The sequence below is a fragment of the Nonomuraea sp. NPDC001831 genome (assembly GCF_042892035.1).
Lineage (GTDB): Bacteria > Actinomycetota > Actinomycetes > Streptosporangiales > Streptosporangiaceae > Nonomuraea.
In genome coordinates, this window is sequence record NZ_JBIATU010000002.1 from 242,530 (window position 1) to 260,853 (window position 18,324).

Below are 18,324 nucleotides of genomic sequence, written 5' to 3' on the forward strand. Positions count from 1 at the left end.
ATGGAAGACCCCATTTCCCGGCATCCGCGGAGATCAGATGAAGCGTGCCAGGTTGCTCGCGACGGCAGCCGTGCTCGTCCTGCTGGCCGGAGGCGCCGTCGCCGCCGCGACCAGGGACGCTCCCCCCTCCACGCCCCGCTACGTCACCGACGACCGGGGACGGGCGCTGATCCTGCACGGCTTCAACACGGCGGGCAGCGCCAAGGGCGCCCCCGACGCCCTGCCCGAGCTGACCCCGGACGACATCGACCGCGAGTACCGGGACATGGGCACGAACTTCGTGCGGTTCCTCATCCAGTGGCGGGGCGTGGAGCCCTCCCCCGGCACCTATGACACGAAATATCTGGACAAGGTGGCTGAGCGGGTGCGGTGGTACTCCGACCGCGGCTACCAGGTCATGCTCGACATGCACCAGGACCTGTGGGGCAACGGCATCACCCCCACCGGCGTCGCCGGCAACGGCGCGCCCGGCTGGGCCACCCACACCGACGGCCTGCCGGTGGCCACCGACCACTTCACCTGGGAGATGTACTACCTGGAGCCCGGCGTCATCCGGGCCTTCGACCACTTCTGGAACACCACCGGCGAGCACCCCGAGCTGATGGACCACTACGCCAGGGCGTGGGCGGCGGTCGCGGCCCGCTTCAAGGACGTGCCGGGCGTCCTCGGGTACGACCTGATGAACGAGCCGTGGGGCGGCTCGGTCCAGGGCGCGGCGTTCGAGACCGGCCCCCTGGCGACCCTCTACCGCAAGAGCATCGACCGGATCAGGGCGGTCGACCAGGACAGCTGGATCTTCCTGGAGCCGCAGGCCGTGGGCGTCAACTGGGGGCTGCCGTCGTCGCTGCCGCACTTCGACGACCCGCGCGGCGGGCCGCCGCGCATCGCCTTCGCCCCGCACGTCTACCCGCTGCCGCTGGACCTCGGGGACGACTACGCCGCGGGCTCCAAGGAGTGGACCGACCGCACGCTGGGCTGGTGGCGTGACAACATCGCGCGGACGGCCGAGCGCATGAAGGCGCCCGTCCTGCTGGGCGAGTTCGGGCTGGACATGACCCGGCCCGGCGCGTCCGACCTGGTGCGGAAGGTCCAGGGGGTGAGCGACGAGGTGGGCACCGGCATGGCCTACTGGTCGCGGGACGCCGACGCGTGGGGGCCGTACGACGTGAAGGGCAAGGCCACCGCGTTGCCGGGCGCGTACGTCCGGGCGTACCCGAGGGCGATCGGCGGCGTGCCGGTCAGCGTCACCTACGGCGAGAACCGCCTCCAGGTGGTCTTCGACGCCAACGAGACCGGCCCGACCGAGATCTACCTGCCCGAGCGCGGCTTCCCGAACGGCGCCCGGGTGGACGGCGGCACCGCCGCCTGGAACGCCGCCCGGCGCATCCTGACGGTCACCACCAAGACCTCGGGCCGCGTCGTCCTGACCGTCACCCCCGCGTAGGCGGCTCCGGACGACCGTCACCCCCGCGCAGGCGGGCCCCGACGACCGTCACCCCCGCGCAGGCGGCCCCGGACAGCGGAACGGCCCTCGCCACGCAGGCGGAGGCCGTTCCGGCGGGACGCGGTCAGCCCATGTGGACCGGCGCGCCCTCGCTCTTCCGCCCGGCCTTGACGAACAGCGTCAGCAGGGCCGTCAGCACCGCGACACCGGTGCTGACCAGGAAGGCGAGGTGCATGCCGTCCATGAACGAGTGGTGCACGGCGTCGGTGACCACCTGCGGCAGCCCGGGAGGCGCCGCGCCGAACGCGGCGGCCTTCTCCAGCAGCGGGAGCTGCGCGGGCGGGATCGCCTGCGCCGCCGGGCCGAGGTAGCCGGGCAGGGTGTCGGCGATCTCGCCGGCCATCACGGCGCCCAGGATCGCGGTGCCGAGCGCGCCGCCGACCTGCATGGCCGACTGCTGCACGCCACCCGCGACGCCGCTCAGCTCGACCGGCGCGTTGCCCACGATGATCTCGGTCGCGCCGACGAACACCGGCGAGAGACCGAAGGCCAGCAGCACGAACGGCAGGCCGCTCTCGATGAACGAGGCGTCGATGCTGAGACGCGACATGAGGAACATCGAGCACGCGGTGATCAGCAGACCGGCGGCCATCGTGATCTTCGGCCCGAGCTTGCCGATCGCCATGCCGGCCAGCGGCGAGGCCACGATCATGCCCGCGCTCATCGGCAACATGCGCAGACCGGCCTCCAGCGGGGTCAGGCCGTGCACGCCCTGGAAGAAGAAGCCCAGGAAGAACATCGCGCCGAACATGGCGAACGCGACCATCATCATCAGCAGGGTGCCGATCGAGATCGAGGCGTTCTTGAACAGCGACAGCGGCACGAGCGGCTGCTTGGCCCTGCTCTGCCAGAAGATGAACCCGGCGATGAGCACCACGAACGCGCCGATGAAGGTCAGCGTCGTCGAGTCGCCCCAGCCCCACTCGGGGGCCTTGATGATCGTCCAGACCAGCGAGAACATCGCGCCGGACAGCAGCAGCACGCCGAGCCAGTCGATCCTGGCGAACGTCTGGACGCGGTTCTCCTTGATCAGGAAGATGCCCATGATCAGCGCGACGATGCCCACCGGGGCGTTGATGAAGAAGACCGACTCCCAGCTCACCTTCTCCACCAGCACGCCGCCCACGATCGGGCCGGCGGCGCTGGACAGGCCGATGATCGCACCCCAGGCCCCCATGGCCTGGTTCAGCTTCTCACCGGGGAAGGCGCCACGCAGCAGGGCCAGGGCGGCCGGCTGGAGCAGCGCGCCGAAGAGGCCCTGCAGCACCCGAAGGCCGATCAGCGCGCCGACCGGCGAAATGCCGGGAACGATGTCGGCCAGTTCCTGGCTGAGACCGATGCCGACCGAGGACAGAGCGAAGCCGGTCACGCCGATCAGGAAGACGCGCTTGTGCCCGAACAGGTCGCCGAGCTTGCCCGCCGTGATCAGGAACACCGCCAGCGCGAGCAGGTAACCGCTGGTCACCCACTGCAGGTCGGACAGCGACGCCTTCAACTCCACCTGGATGACGGGGTTGGCGATGCCCACCACCGTGCCGTCCAGCATCACCATGATGACGCCGAGGCTGACCGCCAGCAGCACCAGCCACGGGTTTCCGCCACCTGTCCCCGTCTTACCGAGGCCGGGCGACGACGGTTCGACGACCGCCTTCGCGTTAGCCATAAGGTCCCCCTCAGTCACATACCGCTCAACTGCGGCATAGGTCTCGTAAGCCTCAGGTAGGGTATGTCAGGCGATGACTTATGACAAACGATTTTAAAAAGACGCCGCATGACTTCTGGCACACTGTGACAGAAAGGTGGCGAAGGGGTGTCCGCTGTGGGTCTACGGGAACGCAAGAAGGAGAAGACGCGCCTCGCGCTCCTCGACGCGGCGCTCGACCTATTCCTCGAACAAGGGTATGAGTCCACCACGATCGAGCAGATAGCGGGGGTCGTCGAAGTCTCTCCCCGCACCTTCTTCCGCTACTTCACCAGCAAGGACCATCTCGTTCTGTGGTTCCACGACCACGGCGAGGAGATCCTGCTGGAGGAGTTCGCCGCTCGTCCGGCGGACGAGCCCCCGTTCACGTCGCTCATGCACGGCCTGCGGGCCATGGTGGACGACATGCAGGGGTCAACGCCGGAGGACACCGAGAGGTTCCTGAAGCTGCGGCAACTATTCGATAAATATCCACATCTGGTGGGACAGTCGGTGGCCCGTGGCGCCATGACGGAGGCCCGGCTGGCCGAGGCCGTCGCCGCCCGCAGGGGCGTCGCCCCCGAGGACGATCAGCTGACGTACCTGATCGTGGCATTCGCGATGTCCACCATGCGCATCGGCTTCGAGTGCCCCCGCAGGGAGACCACCATGCCGGAGATCGTCTCGCGCATCTCCGAGGCGGTCGCGCTGGCCGAGGCGTCGCTGCGGCCGGGCTGGGACACCCGCCCGGCGGCCTAGTTCATCGTGGGGTCGTCGGGGCAGGTCGCCACGAAGGCCAGCTCGCCCGGCTGGCGGCGCAGCACGTGCCGCCAGAGCGAGCCGGGGTCGCCGTGGAAGGTGTCGCCCGCCTCGGAGTCGACGACGTACCAGGCGCCTTCGGCGATCTCGCTCTCCAGCTGGCCGGAGGTCCAGCCGGCGTATCCGGCGAAGATCCGCATCTGCGCGATCTCGCCCTGGAGGATCTCGGGGGGCGCGTCGAGGTCGACCGTGCCCAGGCGGGAGACGGCCGGGGTGCCCGCGTGCAGCCTGCGCCAGCCGAGCGGCTCCTCCCCGCTCGGCACCGCCGCGAGGGCGAGGGCGCTGTCGGTCTGCACGGGGCCGCCCTCGAACAGCACCGGCGGCCCGGTCACCAGCGGGTCCCAGACCGGCAGCACCTGCGTGACCGAGATGTCGCTCGGCCGGTTGAGCACCACGCCGAGCGTGCCGCCGTCGTGGTCGTGTTCCAGGATCAGCACGACGCTACGCCGGAAGTTGGGGTCGTCGAGAAGCGGCGTCGCCACCAACAAACCGCCGACGTAGATCGCTTCCGCCATACCTCCATCATGAGGGGTGTGACGGGCTTCCGCTCCCCCGGCTCGGTCATGTTACTTTCTGTGCGCTTATGGGCACGATCTGTGGCAAAGATCACGCTTGCGGGGCTCGGGAGGAGCACATGCGCATCGGTACACGCCTCGTCCTGGCCGCCCTTCCCGTGGGGGCGGCCCTGCTGCTTCCGTCGTCCGCGCAGGCGTGGCCGCTGCCCGACCGCGGTGATCCGTTCACGATGACGACCGACCGGCTCGCGTGCGGGTCGGGGTCCGTACGGGTCACGCTGCGCAACCAGACGCCCCAGCTCGCCCGGTTCGACCTGCGGGTGGACGCGAGGAGCGTGGCGACCGGCTCGATCCCGGCCCGCAAGCAGGTGGTCAGGACGGTCCGCATCGACCGGGGCACCACCCGCGAGATCGAGGCGTTCTCGGTCACCGACACCCATCCCGACACGCTGATCGACTCTACCCGGGTGCGCAACGACTGCACCTGGGGGCGGGAGCGGCGGCACGGCCGCCTGCCGTACACCGGGCCGCCGTCCGACCTGTGGGGCAAGCTGGCCACGGCGGCCGGGCTCGTGGTGATGGGCGGGATCATGTGGTGGTACGGCTCCGTCTGGCCCCGTTCGGTGCCCGACGGCCCGCTGTGACCCCGCCCGTGACCCCGCCCGTGACCCCGCCCGTGACCCCGCCCGTGAGCCCGCCCGTGACCCCGCCCGTGCGGGAGGCCCCGTCGTGCCGCGTCAGGCCTCCCGCGCGACGAACGCGCCCGCCCGCGCCGCGGCCAGCGTGCGCAGCGCCGCGTCGCGGGCGACCGCCAGGTCCACCGGTTCCTTGGTGACCAGCAGGCGGTAGTAGAGCGGCGCGGAGATCGCCCGGATCACCTCCATGCCGTCGGTGCCCTCGGGCAGCTCACCCCGTTTCACCGCGAGGTCGACGACCTTGGCCCACTCCTCGATGCGCCGCAGGTAGAACGCCCGCAACGCCTGGACGGCCTGCGCGTCGGAGGTGCCCGCCGCGATCACCGCCTGGAACGTGGCCCCGAGCCGGTGGTCGGTGACCGCGCCCACGACGGCCACGGCGTTGGCCAGCAGGTCGCCCTCGATGGATCCCGTGTCGGCGTGCGGTGACGACTGCTCGGCCAGCTCGGTCATCAGGTCCGTCACCAGCCCGGCCCTGCTGCCCCAGCGCCGGTAGACCGTGGTCTTGCCCACGCCGGCCCTGGCCGCCACCTGGTCCATGGTCAGCCCATGGAAACCGTGCTCGACCAGCTCGTCCTGAGTGGCCTCCAGCACGGCCGCGCGCACGCGCGCGGTGCGGCCCCCTGGCCGCACAGTCCCCGCCAAACGGGACTCTTGTTCCATTAATGCCCCTCTCGTGCTATCGTCGTGCCGCATCTTAACGGAACTAGTGTCCCATTAGGGGGATGGCATGACCGTGCTCGCCGATCGGCCCCGATCCGATCGCATGACGTCCGCGCAGCGGCTGGTTCTGGTGCTCCTGCTGGGGTCCCAGTTCATGCTCGCCGTGGACTTCTCCATTCTGAACGTGGCGCTGCCGGTGATCGGTTCAGGTCTCGGCTTCGCGCTGTCCGACCTCCAGTGGGTGGCCACGGCGTTCGCGCTGGCCGCCGCCGGGTTCACGTTGCTGTTCGGCAGGGTCGCCGACCTGTTCGGGCGGCGCCGGCTGTTCCTGGCCGGCATGGTGCTGCTCGGCGTCTCCTCGCTGGCCGGCGGCCTGGCCGTCTCACCGGGCATGCTGCTGGTCGCCCGGGTCGCCCAGGGCTTGGCCACGGCCGTCGTCACGCCCGCCGGGCTCGCGCTGCTGACCACGTCGTTCCCCGAGGGGCCGCTGCGGGCCAGGGCGCTCGGCCTGAACGGCGCGCTGATGTCGGCCGGGTTCACCTCGGGCGCGATCCTGGGCGGGCTGCTGACCGAGCTGCTGAGCTGGCGGTGGGCGTTCTTCGTCAACGTGCCCGTCGCGCTGGCCGTGGTCGTCGCCGCGCCCGTGGTGCTGAAGGAGAGCCGTCCCGCCGAGCGGCCCAGGATGGACCTGCCCGGCGCGGTGACCGTGACCGCCGGCCTGCTCGCGCTGGTCTTCGGCCTGACCAGGGCCGGCGAGCACGGCTTCGCCGACGCCCTCGGCCTCGGCGCGCCGGCCGTCGGCGGCGCCCTGCTCGTCGCCTTCTGGTACGTCGAGCGCCGCGCCGCCGCGCCCCTGGTGCCCGTCTCGATCCTGGCCAGGCCCAACGTCACGTGGGGCAACCTGGCCGGGCTGATCGCCTTCGCCACGGAGACGTCCCTCGTCTTCCTCATGACCCTCTACCTGCAGAAGGTGCTCGGCTACTCGGCCCTGGCGACCGGGCTGGCGTTCGGGGTGCTGGGGCTCGGCACCGTGCTCGGCGGCGTGCTCGCGCCCCGGGTCCTCGGCCGGCTCGGCAGGGGCCGGGCGCTGGCGGCCGGGTTCGGGCTCCAGGCCGTCGCGACGGCGTCGCTGGCGCTGCTCGGCACCGGGCCCGGCTGGATCTGGCTGCTGCTGGCGGCCACGTTCGCGGGCGGGATCGGGAACATGGTGGCGATCGTCGGGTTCATGGTGACGGCCACGTCCGGCCTGCCGGACTCCGAGCAGGGCCTGGCCACCGGCCTGGCGACGATGACGCAGCAGGTCGGCATCACCATGGGCATCCCGGTCATGAGCGCCGTGGCCACGGCCGCGATGGGCACCGTGCTCCAGGGCGTGATCGTGGCGGTGCTCGTCAACGCCGCACTCACGGTCGGCGGAGTGCTGATTTCCCGCAAGCGTTCGGCAATGTCGAACTGATCTGCGCTAGGGTGGCCGCCGTGGGAGAGACGATTCAATCGGTGGAACGGGCGGCCGCGATCCTGCGGCTGCTCGCATCCGGCCCCCGCCAGCTCGGCGTGGCAGAGCTGGCCAGGGCGCTGGGCCTGCCCAAGGGCACGCTCCACGGCATCCTGCGCACGCTGGTCCGGGTCGGCTTCGTCGAGCAGGACGCCGCCACCGGCAAGTACCGGCTCGGGGCCACGCTGCTCCACCTGGGCAGCAGCTACCTCGACGTCAACGAGCTGCGCACCCGCTCGATCAACTGGGCCGACGCCCTGGCCGGGCGGAGCAGGGAGAGCGCCTGGATCGGCACCCTGCACGAGGGGCACGTGCTGGTGATCCACCACGTGTTCCGCCCCGACGACAGCATGCAGACCCTCCAGGTCGGCACCTACCTGCCGACGCACGCCAGCGCGCTGGGCAAGGTGCTGCTCGCCTACGACCCGTACGGGGAGTCGCTCGCGGCCCCGCCGCTGCCGGCCTACACCGACCGCACGCTGGTCGACGCCGCCAAGCTGGAGGAGGAGCTGGAGCAGGTCCGGGCCAGGGGGTGGGCGGCCGAGATGGAGGAGCTCACCGAGGGCGAGGTCGCCATCGCCGCCCCGATCAAGGACCCGCGCGGCCTCGTGGTGGGCGCCATCGGCATCCGGGGCGCGGTCGAACGCCTGACCGCCGACGGCGCCCTGACCATGGAGTTCGTCTCCTACGTCCGCGACGCCGCCCGCGCGATCACCCGCGATCTGGCCAGATGACCGGTTGAACAACACCGGGGCGAACACGTAACATCGCTCACATCGTTCGACAATGTCGAACCCCGACTCCCAAGCGAGGAACCTCGTGCCTCGACCGCACTACATCGCCGCCATCGACCAGGGCACCACGTCCAGCCGGTGCATCGTCTTCGACCAGGCCGGCAACATCGTCACCGTCGCCCAGCGCGAGCACCGCCAGATCTTCCCCAAGCCCGGCTGGGTCGAGCACGACGCCGATGAGATCTGGCAGTCGGTCCGGACCGTCATGGCCGAGGCCACCGAGGGGCTCGACATCGCCGCGCTGGGCATCACCAACCAGCGCGAGACCACCGTCCTGTGGGACCGGGAGACCGGGCGTCCCGTCTGCCCCGCGGTCGTGTGGCAGGACACCAGGACCGACGCGCTCACCCGCGCGCTCGCCGAGCACGAGGGGCTGTTCAAGGAGAAGGCCGGCCTGCCGCTGACCACGTACTTCTCCGGGCCGAAGATCCGCTGGCTGCTCGACGCGTACGGCCTGCACGAGCGGGCCGAGCGCGGCGAGGTGCTGTTCGGCACGATGGACAGCTGGCTGCTGTGGAACCTGACCGGCCGCCACCTGACCGACGTGACGAACGCCAGCCGCACGATGCTGATGAACATCCACACGCTGAGCTGGGACGACGACCTGCTCGCCGCCCTCGGCGTGCCGCGCGCGATGCTGCCGGAGATCCGCCCGTCCGCCGAGGTCTACGGCCACACCGCGGCCGGCGTGCCGGTGGCCTCCGCGCTCGGCGACCAGCAGGCCGCGCTGTTCGGCCAGACCTGCTTCGAGCCCGGCGAGACCAAGAGCACCTACGGCTCGGGCAGCTTCCTGCTGATGAACACCGGCCAGGAGCCCGTCGTCTCCCGGCACGGCCTGCTGACCACCGTCGGCTACCAGATCGGCGACGGCCCGGCCACGTACGCCCTGGAAGGCGCGATCGCCGTCACCGGCTCGCTGGTGCAGTGGCTGCGCGACAACCTGGGCCTGATCTCCAGCGCCGCCGAGATCGAGACGCTGGCCAAGACCGTCGACGACAACGGCGGCTGCTACTTCGTCCCGGCCTTCTCGGGGCTGTTCGCGCCCCACTGGCGTTCCGACGCCCGCGGCGTGATCGCCGGGCTGACCGGGTTCGTCACCAAGGGCCACATTGCGCGGGCCGTCCTGGAGGCCACCGCCTGGCAGACCCGCGAGGTCGTCGACGCGATGAACGCCGACTCCGGCCTCGACCTGACCACGCTGCGCGCCGACGGCGGCATGACCGCCGACAACCTGCTCATGCAGACGCTGGCCGACGTGCTGGCCGTCCCCGTGATCAGGCCGATGGTCGCCGAGACCACCGCGCTCGGCGCCGCGTACGCCGCCGGCCTGGCCACCGGCTACTGGCCCGACCTCGACAGCCTGCGCGCCAACTGGCACAAGGCGTCGGAGTGGCGGCCGGAGATCGACGAACAGGTCCGCGCGCGGGAGTACCGCAATTGGAAGAAGGCCGTGGCCCGCACCCTCGACTGGGTCGAACAGTAGGACTGGAGCACGTCATGAACATCGCCATCGGCGCCGACCGGGCCGAGGTCCGGCACGAGCTCTCGCGCGCCACGTACGACCTGCTGGTGATCGGCGGCGGCATCCTCGGCACCTCCGTCACCTGGATGGCCGCGCAGGCCGGGCTGCGGGTGGCGATGGTCGAGGCGGGCGACTTCGCCGGGGCCACCTCCAGCGCGTCCTCCAAGCTGGTCCACGGCGGCCTGCGCTACCTGCAGACCGGCAACGTCAAGCTGGTCGCCGAGAACCACCGCGAACGCCGCGCCCTGGCCGCCGACATCGCGCCCCACCTGGTCAAGCCGCTCAGCTTCCTGGTGCCGATCTACAAGGGCGGCCCGCACGGCGCTGCCAAGCTCGGCGCCGGCGTCTTCCTGTACTCCGCGCTGTCGGTGTTCGGCGACGGCATGGGCAAGGTCATCACGCCGCACCAGGCCATGACCCGCGTCCCCGCGCTGCGCAGCGAGGGCCTGCGCGCCGCCGCCGTCTACGGCGACCACCAGATGAACGACAGCCGCGTGGCCGTCATGACCGTGCGCGCGGCCGTCGACGCGGGGGCGGTCGTGCTCAACCACGCCGAGGTCGTCGGACTGCGCAAATCGGGCGCCAACGTGACCGGGGCTGAGCTGCGCGACCGCCTCGACGGCACCGAGTTCGGGGTGGACGCCCGGCTCGTCCTCAACGCCACCGGCCCGTGGGTGGACCACCTGCGCCGGATGGAGGACCCGCACGCCGCACCCAGCATCAGGCTCTCCAAGGGCGCCCACCTGGTCATGCGCCGCCACGACCCGTGGAAGGCCGCGCTCACCACGCCGATCGACAAGTACCGGGTCTCCTTCGCCATCCCGTGGGAGGACCACCTGCTGCTCGGCACCACCGACGAGGCCTACGAGGGCGACCCGGCCGACGTGCGCGCCACCGACGCCGACATCGCCCAGATCCTCGACGAGGCCGGCCACGCCGTACGCGACTGCCAGCTCCGCCGCGAGGACATCACCTACGCCTTCGCCGGGCTGCGCGTGCTGCCCGGCGGCCCCGGGCAGGTGTCGGCCGCCAAGCGGGAGACCGTGGTGACCAGGGGCGCGGGCGGCATGTTGTCGGTCGCGGGCGGCAAGTGGACCACCTACCGGCACATCGGCAGGCACGTCCTGGAGACCCTCTCCCGCCTGCCGGGCCGGCCGCTCGGCGACGACCTGGCCGACATCCTGCCCGCCGTGCCGCTGCCGGGCCTGGCCAGCCCGGACGCCGTCGCCATGCGCCTGTGGACCGAACGCGAGCCGGGCGCCCGCATGGACCCGCTGGTCGCCCGCAACCTGGCCACCCACTACGGCACGATCGCCTTCGACGTGGCCCGGCTCATCCGCGACGACCCCTCGCTCGGCGAGCGCATCCACCCCGACGGGCCCGACATCTGGGCCCAGGCCGTCTACGCCCGCGACCACGAGTGGGCGGCCACCGTCGACGACGTCGTGCGCCGCCGTACCACGCTCACCGTGCGCGGCCTCGACACGCCCGACGTCCGCACCCGCATCGAGCAGCTCCTCGCCTGATCGTCAACCGGGCCGCGGCGGCACCCCGCCGCCGCGGCTGCGACGAACGTCACCGCAGATCACAGGTTCGAAGCGGCCGGTACGGGGAATCCGAGATGTCGCATCTGTCGCCGCGGCCCCCCGGGCCACACCGACGGCGTCGGAGCGCCTACCGGCCGAACCCTCTTCTGCCGCCCCATGGAGGTGACGTCATGTCCACCAAGTCCCGGCTGCACATCGCGATGGTGGCTCCCCCGAGGTTCGAGAACCCGCCCCGCTCGTACGGCGGTGTCAAGGTCATGATGGACGACCTCGCGCGGGCCCTGCTCAGACTGGGCCACCAGGTCACCCTGATCGGCGCGGGCCGGTCGGGCACTTCCCCCCACGTCCTGGCCGCCTACACCCAGCCCCCCTCCCATCCGCTGGACGAACCCGCCCCTGGGGCGGCGGTCCCCGACGTCCGGCCGGAGGACCTGGACGTGGACGTCGTCCACGACCACTCCCCGGCGGGCTCGGTGACCGCCCTGAACCCCCGGATCCCGACGGTGACCACCGTCCACGGCCCGGCCTCGGGCGAGCAGGCCGAGCGCTACCGCCGGCTCGGCGACTCCGTCGGCCTGGTGTCCACCTCGACGTTCCAGCGCATGCAGGCCCCCGACCTCAACTGGCTGGGCACCGTGCACAACGGCGTGGACCTGAAGAGCTTCCCCTTCCGCGAGCGCAAGGAGGACTACGCGCTCTTCCTCGGCCGGTTCAGCCCGGACAAGGGCGCCCACCTGGCCATCGACGCCGCCCGGCGGGCCGGCCGGCGCATCGTGCTGGCCGGCCGGCTGACCGAGCCGTCCGAGCGCGAGTACTTCGACCGCCACATCCGCCCCCGGCTCGGCGACGACGCCGTCTATGTCGGCGAGGCCGACGGACCGCGCAAGCGCGAGCTGCTGGCCGACGCCCACTGCCTGCTCTTCCCCAGCCGCCGGGAGGAGGCGTTCGGCATGGTCATGATCGAGGCCATGGCGAGCGGCACCCCGGTGGTCGCGCTGCGCGGCGGCGCCGTGGGCGAGGTCCTCGTCGACGGCATCACCGGCTACGTCTGCGACGACCCCGCCGACCTGGCCGAGGCGGTCGAAGCCGCGGGCGGCCTGAACCCGGCCGACTGCCGCATGCACGTCAAGCGCAACTTCGACGCGCTCGGCATGGCCATGGGCTACGAGAAGATCTACGAACTGAGCATCCGCGACCGGCGTCCGGCGCCGTTCGCCGCCTGACCCGCGCGTCCCCGTGCGGCGGATCGCCGCCGCACGGGGTGTCGCCCCCGTCCCGGGGGAAGGGGGTAGGCATGCGCACTGCCATGAACGAGGCTCTGATCAGGCATTTCACCGACCTGCGCGACGGCGTCCACGGCGGCGTCACCGCGCGGGAGGACAAGGAACGCCTGTTCGCCACGGCGGTCGAGCTGCTCGACCCGGTGGCGCGGGCGACGCTGGACGAGTTCAACGCCGACCTGCTCCTCGGCACGGGGCAGGTGGTGGCCAGCGGGCTCACCAGGTCTCAGGAGGGCGGGCTCAACGCCATGTGGTCGCTCACCTGGCCGGAGCAGCGCGACAAGGACATCCTGCCGATCGCGATCGTGGCCCACTACGGCGCCGACTTCCACCACCCGCACCTGCGCGGCAACACGGTCGGCGACTGGCCGCTGAACGTCTTCGACCACTCGGACGCGGCGGGCCAGCTCACCACCCTGCGCGCCATCGCCGCCGCCGACGCCCACAACCTGGTCTTCCAGGAAAGCTACCGCCTCATCCCCGCCGTCACCCGGTAGCCGTCCCCGCCCTCACGGACTCCGAGCCTTGACCCTTCACCGGCGCGCCGCCGTGACGGTGCGCTCTGTGGGCCGCCTGGGTCCGGGGGCCGAGCCTGTCTGGAGCGGCCCCCGCGCCATCACGCCTCGGTGAAGCCGCGGGCCCGGCCGCCGGCGCTCTCGCGGACCGCGGCGGCCACCGCCGTCGCCACATCGGGGTGGAAGACGCTCGGCACGATGTAGTTGGGGCCCAGCTCCTCCGGGGTCACCACGGCCGCCAGCGCGCCGGCCGCAGCCAGCAGCATCTCCTGCGTCACCCCGCCGGCCTGCGCGTCGAGCAGCCCGCGGAACACGCCGGGGAAGGCCAGCACGTTGTTGATCTGGTTGGGGTAGTCGGAGCGGCCGGTCGCCACCACGGCGGCGTGCTCGCGCGCGTCGTCGGGCGAGACCTCGGGCTCGGGGTTGGCCAGCGCGAACACCACGGAGTCCTTGGCCATCGTCGCGATGTCGTCGCCGGTCAGGATGCCGGGCGCGGACACGCCCACGAACACGTCGGCGTCCTTGACCGCGCCGCGCAGGTCGCCCGCGTAGCCGTCGGCGTTGGTGTGCTCGGCGATCCAGCGCAGCGAGTCGTCGAGGTCGTCGCGGCCCTTGTGCACGGCGCCCAGGTAGTCGCAGACGACCACGTTGCGGGCGCCGGCGGCCAGCAGCAGCCGCAGCACCGCGTTCCCGGCCGCGCCGGCGCCGGCCATCGTGATCCTGACGTTCTCGATGGACTTGTTCACCACGCGCAGCGCGTTGGTCAGCGCCGCCAGCACGCAGATCGCCGTGCCGTGCTGGTCGTCGTGGAAGACCGGGATGTCCAGCAGCTCGCGCAGCCGGCGCTCGACCTCGAAGCAGCGCGGCGCGCCGATGTCCTCCAGGTTGATGCCGCCGAACCCGGGCGCGATCAGCTGCACGGTGCGGACGATCTCGTCGACGTCCTGGGTGTCGAGGCAGATCGGCCAGGCGTCGATGCCCGCGAACCGCTTGAACAGGGCCGCCTTGCCCTCCATGACCGGCAGCGCGGCCTCCGGCCCGATGTTGCCCAGCCCCAGCACCGCCGACCCGTCGGTGACCACGGCCACCGAGTTGCGCTTGATCGTCAGGCGCCGCGCGTCCTCCTTGTTCCTGGCGATGGCCATCGACACGCGCGCCACGCCCGGGGTGTAGGCCATGGACAGCTCGTCGCGGTTGCGCAGCGGCACCTTCGACTTCATCTCGATCTTGCCGCCGAGGTGCATGAGGAACGTGCGGTCGGAGACCTTGTGGATGACGACACCCTCGACCGCCTCCAGCTGGTCGACGATGGCCTGCGCGTGGTCGGTGTCACGCGCGGCGCAGGTGACGTCGATGCGGAGCTTCTCGTGGCCCGCGTTGGTGACGTCGAGGGCGGTCACCACGCCGCCGGCCGACTCTACGGCGTGGGTGAGCTGGCTCACGGCCTTGCCGCCTGCGGGCACCTCGAGACGCACGGTTATGGAGTACGACACACTCGGGACGGTCGCCACGTCAATCGCTCCTTCGGGACTGACCAAGAAGTCATCCAAGGATAGGGGGCATCAGGTCAACCCAGTGCCGTCGCTGCGGTGACGATGAGATCGACACACGCGGGGACGGGAATCGTCGTGCTGTCGAGCACAAGGTGATAGTGGCACGGATCACCCGGATCCGCCCGGTAGAAGTGGCGGACGTAGGCCGTCCTGGCCCGGTCGTTGTCCTCGACGACGGCCCGCGCCTCCCGCTCGCTCGTGCCGCTCAGCGTGGCCGTCTGGCGGACCCGGCGCTGCAGCGGCGCGTCGAGCCTGACGTGCAGGGCGCCCGGATGGTCGGCCAGCACCAGGGCGCCGGCACGGCCCAGGAAGACGCCTCCCCGGGCCAGGGCCGTCTCCTTCATCATGCGCTCGGTGCGCCGGACGAACTCCTCGGGCGGCAGCGGCATCGCGCCGGGGACGTACATGTCCACGCCGCCGAAGGTGACCGTGGGCAGCCGGATGGCGCCCGACAACAACCAGCCGAGGCCGTGTTCGGCGCGGTCGTCGTGGGCCAGCGCCTCCTCCAGCGTGCAGCCGAGCTCCTTGGCCACGGCGCTGGGGATGGCACGGTCGACGAAGGGCACGCCGAGCCGTTCGGCGACGGCCGGGCCGATGTGGCTGCCGGCCGTGCCGTAGGCCGCGGAGATCGTGACGACCCGCATACCCCCAGGTTAGAACAGGGCGCTCGCCAATGCTCTACGCGCTTTCGCCAAAGATGGGTCGTCCGACGGCAACGCGTCGAAAAGCCCGAGCAAGTGCTTCCTGGCCCGGTCGCGGTCGTCGCCCGACGTGCGCTTGACCACGGCCACCACGCGCTCGAACGCCTCGTCGACCGCGCCGGAGAGCATCTCCAGGTCGGCGGCCAGCAGCTGCGCCTCGATGTCGGACGGGTCCTGGGCGCGCCGCTGCACGTCGGCCGGGTCGGCCGCGGAGGTGCGCTTGATCAGGCCGACGCCCGCCAGCCCCATCTTGGCGTCCTCGTCGCCGGGGACGCGGGCCAGCAGGCGCTGGTAGGCCGCCTCGGCCGCGTCGAGGTCGCCGGCGTCGATGGCCTGCTCGGCCGCCACCAGGTCGGGGTCGGCGGGCGGCCCCTCGGGCGCCGGCGGCCCCTCCTCGGCCGCCGGCGGCCGGGCGTCGGGGTTGGCCTGGTAGAACTGCTCGACCGCGCCCATCAGCTCGTCGAGCCAGCGGCGCACCTCCTGCTCGGGCAGCACCTGCTGGAAGCCGGTGACGGCCTGCCCCTGGAAGATGGCCAGCACGGTCGGCACGGCCTGCACCCGCAGCGCCTGCGCGATCTGGGGGCTGGCATCGACGTTGACCTTGGCCAGCACTGCCCGGCCGCCCAGGTCGCCGATCACCTTCTCCAGCACCGGGCTGAGCTGGGCGCTGCCGGGCGCCCTCGGCGACCACAGGTCGAGCACCACCGGCACGGTCATCGACCGGTCGATGACGTCCGTCGTGAAGGTCTCCTCGGTCACGTCGACGACCGAGGCCGAGGTGGCCCCCTGGGGACCGGCGGCCTCCCGCCGGGCCTGGGCCTCCAGTGCCTGTTTGCGCGCGCCCAGGTCCACAGCTCCGTAGAGCGACCCGGGCCTAGAGAAGTCCGCCATGCTCCTCATCTTGCCGCATGGACGGGCCCGCGAAGTCACCCGCCGCCACCCTCAGCGTGCGGAGCTGGTCGAAGATCTGGCGGAGTTCGTCCTCGGCGTACATCGTGAGGCCGAACTCGGCGGCCATCAGGTCGTCGGTGGCCCGGCGCACGACCTCCCTGCCCTTGCCGGTGATCTCGGCCAGCACGCCGCGGCCGTCGCGGGGGTTGGGCAGGCGGCGAACGAACCCGGACTTCTCCAGCCTGTCCACCGTGTTCGTGACGCTGGTGGGGTGGACCATGAGCCGTTCGCCGATCTTCCACAGCGGCAGCGAGCCGGTGTGGCTGAAGGTCAGCAGGACCAGGGCCTCGTAGCGGGCGAAGGTGAGGTCGTGGGGCTTGAGCAGGGAGTCGAGCTGCGACAGCAGGATCTGCTGCGCTCTCATGATCGAGGTGACCGCGGCCATCGCGGAGGAAGGCCCGAAGCGGGCACGCCAGCTCTCCGCGGCGCGGTCGATGGGATCGAACGGCAGATTGAGCGGCTTCGGCTGGGACACAGCGCTACGGTAGCGTGCCTCTCGTCCCGGTTTCGTCGGGCTACCTGGAGCGACAGGCTTCACCGCTTGACCAAGAATCCGACCGTCAATCATCACGCTCCGTTATGGTTCTCTCACGTAAGGTGACGCGGAAGCCAAGTCCATCTGCCGTGGGGACGGGTCTGGGCTGGCATTCTTCCGCTTTGCCGAGGGCACGGGGGGTGCTTGGTGAACATCAACGGGATACAGGGTGCGTGAGCACGCGGGCGTTACACGCGAGGAGCTGAAGCACAGCGCGGCCGTGACAGTGGCGGTGCTGCTCGCTCTCGGCCTGGTCGCGGCGTGGAACGTCCTGATACCCGGCGTCGACGCGTGGGAGAACATCCTGGCCGCGGTCATCGGCTCGTTGCGGATGACCGGGCCGGTGGCGGCCGCGTTCGCCGCGTGGGTGGCGTTGCGCAAGCGGCGCGCCCTGCGCGGGCGGTCGCTCACGACGTGGCGGGCGCTCAAGGCGCCGCTGGCGATCGTGGTGGTGGTGCTGGGCTCGTTCGGCGCGACGGTGCTGGTGCTGGCGGTCAAGACCGTGCTCACCGACCAGGCGGGGCGGCTCAGCCTGTCCGGCCTGGGCATGGGCATGGCGGGCCTGGCCCTCTACGCGGTGATCGGGTGGGTGGCCGGCTGGGTCGTGCCCAAGGCGCTCACGCCGCCGATCACGGGGCTGGCCTGCTACGTCGCCTTCTCCTGGCTGGCCGACGACCGGGGGCTGGCCGACCGGCTGGTGCCGGGCACGGGCGAGCCGTACGACCTGTTCCAGGGGCTGGGCGGGGCGCCGTTCTTCGACCAGACGATCTGGCTGCTCGGCATCACCTGCGCGCTGCTGCTCGGCTGGGCGGCGCTGGTGACCAGGCAGGCCCTGGTGCTGGCGTGCGCGCTGCTGGCCGTGCTGGCGGCGGGCATGGGCGTGTCGCGGATGCTGGCCCATCCCAAGCCGGCCGCGGCCGAGGACATCGCCTACGCCTGCCAGGAATGGCCGATCACGGTCTGCCTGCACCCCGGGATGCGGGCCGGGCAGACCGAGCTGGGCGCGGTGTTCACGCAGATCGCCTCGCGCCTGGCCGGCACGCCGGCCGCGTTCACGCGGGTGGAGCAGCGGCCGCTGGACGAGCCGCTGAAGCCCTCCAACGGCCTGGCGCCGATCCACGTGCCCGACCTGTCGGCGGGGTTCGCCGAGGAGGCGGCCTATGAGTACATCGACGCGCTGGCCGCCCGCTGCCCCGGCACGCCGGCCGACGGCTACCGGGAGATCGTGATGGCCTGGCTGCGCGGCGAGCCGCTGCCCGGCGGCCCGCTGCCCGAGCACCAGTACGCCGCGTCCTGGTTCTCCGGTCTCGACGAGCACCAGCGCAGGGAGTGGCTGCGCATGTTCTACAGCGACTTCCAGGCGTGCCGCCTGTCCAGCACGCACTTCGGCGGCGGTCCGGCCCCCACCGCCGTCATCACGCCCCCCACCGGCGCCACGCCCGAGAGCAGCCACGTCTACCCGGTCTATCCCGACCCCGGCACGGCGGGCACCACCAGCTGAGGACGAAGATGTCACCCCGCGGCTGGCACTGATGATCGCCGAGCGGGTAGTCA

General features: G+C 71.6%; 17 protein-coding genes. 10 read left to right on the forward strand and 7 right to left on the reverse strand.

What is annotated here, in order from left to right; translation table 11 throughout:
- Positions 1-37 precede the first annotated feature (37 nt).
- Entirely contained in the window at positions 38-1,444 is a 1,407-nt protein-coding gene (locus ACFYYW_RS06685; RefSeq protein ID WP_387645901.1) for a cellulase family glycosylhydrolase, read from the forward strand.
- A 124-nt stretch (positions 1,445-1,568) separates the two neighbouring features.
- Here the strand turns inward: ACFYYW_RS06685 and ACFYYW_RS06690 are convergent, their stop codons facing one another.
- Complete coding sequence (locus ACFYYW_RS06690) at positions 1,569-3,167, reverse strand: MFS transporter (protein ID WP_352326139.1); 1,599 nt, start codon at positions 3,165-3,167, stop codon at positions 1,569-1,571.
- Between the two features lie 147 nt (positions 3,168-3,314).
- Here ACFYYW_RS06690 and ACFYYW_RS06695 point away from each other — a divergent pair, with 147 nt between their 5' ends.
- The gene (locus ACFYYW_RS06695; RefSeq protein ID WP_387645903.1) at positions 3,315-3,944 is read left to right on the forward strand and encodes a TetR family transcriptional regulator; all 630 of its coding nucleotides are present in this window, start codon (positions 3,315-3,317) and stop codon (positions 3,942-3,944) included.
- Here the strand turns inward: ACFYYW_RS06695 and ACFYYW_RS06700 are convergent.
- On the reverse strand, positions 3,941-4,519 hold the full coding sequence (locus ACFYYW_RS06700) for a YqgE/AlgH family protein (protein WP_352326141.1): 579 nt from the start codon (positions 4,517-4,519) through the stop codon (positions 3,941-3,943). The two genes, ACFYYW_RS06695 and ACFYYW_RS06700, sit on opposite strands and share 4 nt — an antisense overlap.
- 119 nt (positions 4,520-4,638) lie before the next feature.
- Between ACFYYW_RS06700 and ACFYYW_RS06705 the strand changes: the two genes are divergently transcribed.
- A complete protein-coding gene (locus ACFYYW_RS06705; protein WP_387645906.1) occupies positions 4,639-5,163 on the forward strand; it encodes a hypothetical protein in 525 nt (174 codons plus the stop codon).
- Positions 5,164-5,256: 93 nt separating this feature from the next.
- Here the strand turns inward: ACFYYW_RS06705 and ACFYYW_RS06710 are convergent, their stop codons facing one another.
- The gene (locus tag ACFYYW_RS06710; RefSeq protein ID WP_352326144.1) at positions 5,257-5,877 is read right to left on the reverse strand and encodes a TetR/AcrR family transcriptional regulator; all 621 of its coding nucleotides are present in this window, start codon (positions 5,875-5,877) and stop codon (positions 5,257-5,259) included.
- 103 nt (positions 5,878-5,980) lie between these two features.
- On the opposite strand from ACFYYW_RS06710, the gene ACFYYW_RS06715 reads away from it, so the two are divergent.
- From ACFYYW_RS06715 to ACFYYW_RS06740, 6 genes are all read left to right on the forward strand, one after another.
- On the forward strand, positions 5,981-7,333 hold the full coding sequence (locus ACFYYW_RS06715; protein WP_387645910.1) for an MFS transporter: 1,353 nt from the start codon (positions 5,981-5,983) through the stop codon (positions 7,331-7,333).
- A gap of 20 nt (positions 7,334-7,353) precedes the next feature.
- Complete coding sequence (locus tag ACFYYW_RS06720) at positions 7,354-8,106, forward strand: IclR family transcriptional regulator (protein WP_387645913.1); 753 nt, start codon at positions 7,354-7,356, stop codon at positions 8,104-8,106.
- A gap of 85 nt (positions 8,107-8,191) precedes the next feature.
- Positions 8,192-9,649 carry a glycerol kinase GlpK gene (gene glpK / locus ACFYYW_RS06725; protein WP_387645915.1) on the forward strand — a complete coding sequence of 486 codons (1,458 nt, stop codon included), beginning with the start codon at positions 8,192-8,194 and terminating at the stop codon, positions 9,647-9,649.
- Between the two features lie 14 nt (positions 9,650-9,663).
- Positions 9,664-11,214 (forward strand): glycerol-3-phosphate dehydrogenase/oxidase, encoded by a 1,551-nt coding sequence (locus ACFYYW_RS06730; protein WP_352326150.1) that lies wholly within the window; start codon positions 9,664-9,666, stop codon positions 11,212-11,214.
- 191 nt (positions 11,215-11,405) lie between these two features.
- Entirely contained in the window at positions 11,406-12,458 is a 1,053-nt protein-coding gene (locus tag ACFYYW_RS06735) for a glycosyltransferase family 4 protein (protein WP_387645919.1), read from the forward strand.
- 71 nt (positions 12,459-12,529) lie between these two features.
- Entirely contained in the window at positions 12,530-13,012 is a 483-nt protein-coding gene (locus tag ACFYYW_RS06740) for a hypothetical protein (protein ID WP_352326153.1), read from the forward strand.
- A gap of 119 nt (positions 13,013-13,131) precedes the next feature.
- Here the strand turns inward: ACFYYW_RS06740 and ACFYYW_RS06745 are convergent, their stop codons facing one another.
- Genes ACFYYW_RS06745 through ACFYYW_RS06760 form a run of 4 tightly spaced genes read right to left on the reverse strand, consistent with a single transcriptional unit; the run spans position 13,132 to position 16,710 of the window.
- Complete coding sequence (locus ACFYYW_RS06745) at positions 13,132-14,541, reverse strand: NAD-dependent malic enzyme (protein ID WP_352326154.1); 1,410 nt, start codon at positions 14,539-14,541, stop codon at positions 13,132-13,134.
- A gap of 56 nt (positions 14,542-14,597) precedes the next feature.
- Positions 14,598-15,227, reverse strand: coding sequence for a cytidylate kinase-like family protein (locus ACFYYW_RS06750; RefSeq protein ID WP_352326155.1), 630 nt, complete (start codon positions 15,225-15,227; stop codon positions 14,598-14,600).
- A gap of 9 nt (positions 15,228-15,236) precedes the next feature.
- On the reverse strand, positions 15,237-16,175 hold the full coding sequence (locus tag ACFYYW_RS06755; RefSeq protein WP_387645923.1) for a tetratricopeptide repeat protein: 939 nt from the start codon (positions 16,173-16,175) through the stop codon (positions 15,237-15,239).
- Positions 16,159-16,710: a MarR family transcriptional regulator gene (locus tag ACFYYW_RS06760; protein ID WP_357991535.1), complete on the reverse strand. Its 552-nt coding sequence runs from the start codon at positions 16,708-16,710 to the stop codon at positions 16,159-16,161. Before ACFYYW_RS06760 ends, ACFYYW_RS06755 begins: the two co-directional genes overlap by 17 nt.
- A gap of 229 nt (positions 16,711-16,939) precedes the next feature.
- On the opposite strand from ACFYYW_RS06760, the gene ACFYYW_RS06765 reads away from it, so the two are divergent.
- Positions 16,940-18,271, forward strand: coding sequence for a hypothetical protein (locus ACFYYW_RS06765; RefSeq protein ID WP_352324305.1), 1,332 nt, complete (start codon positions 16,940-16,942; stop codon positions 18,269-18,271).
- The last annotated feature ends 53 nt before the right edge of the window (positions 18,272-18,324 follow it).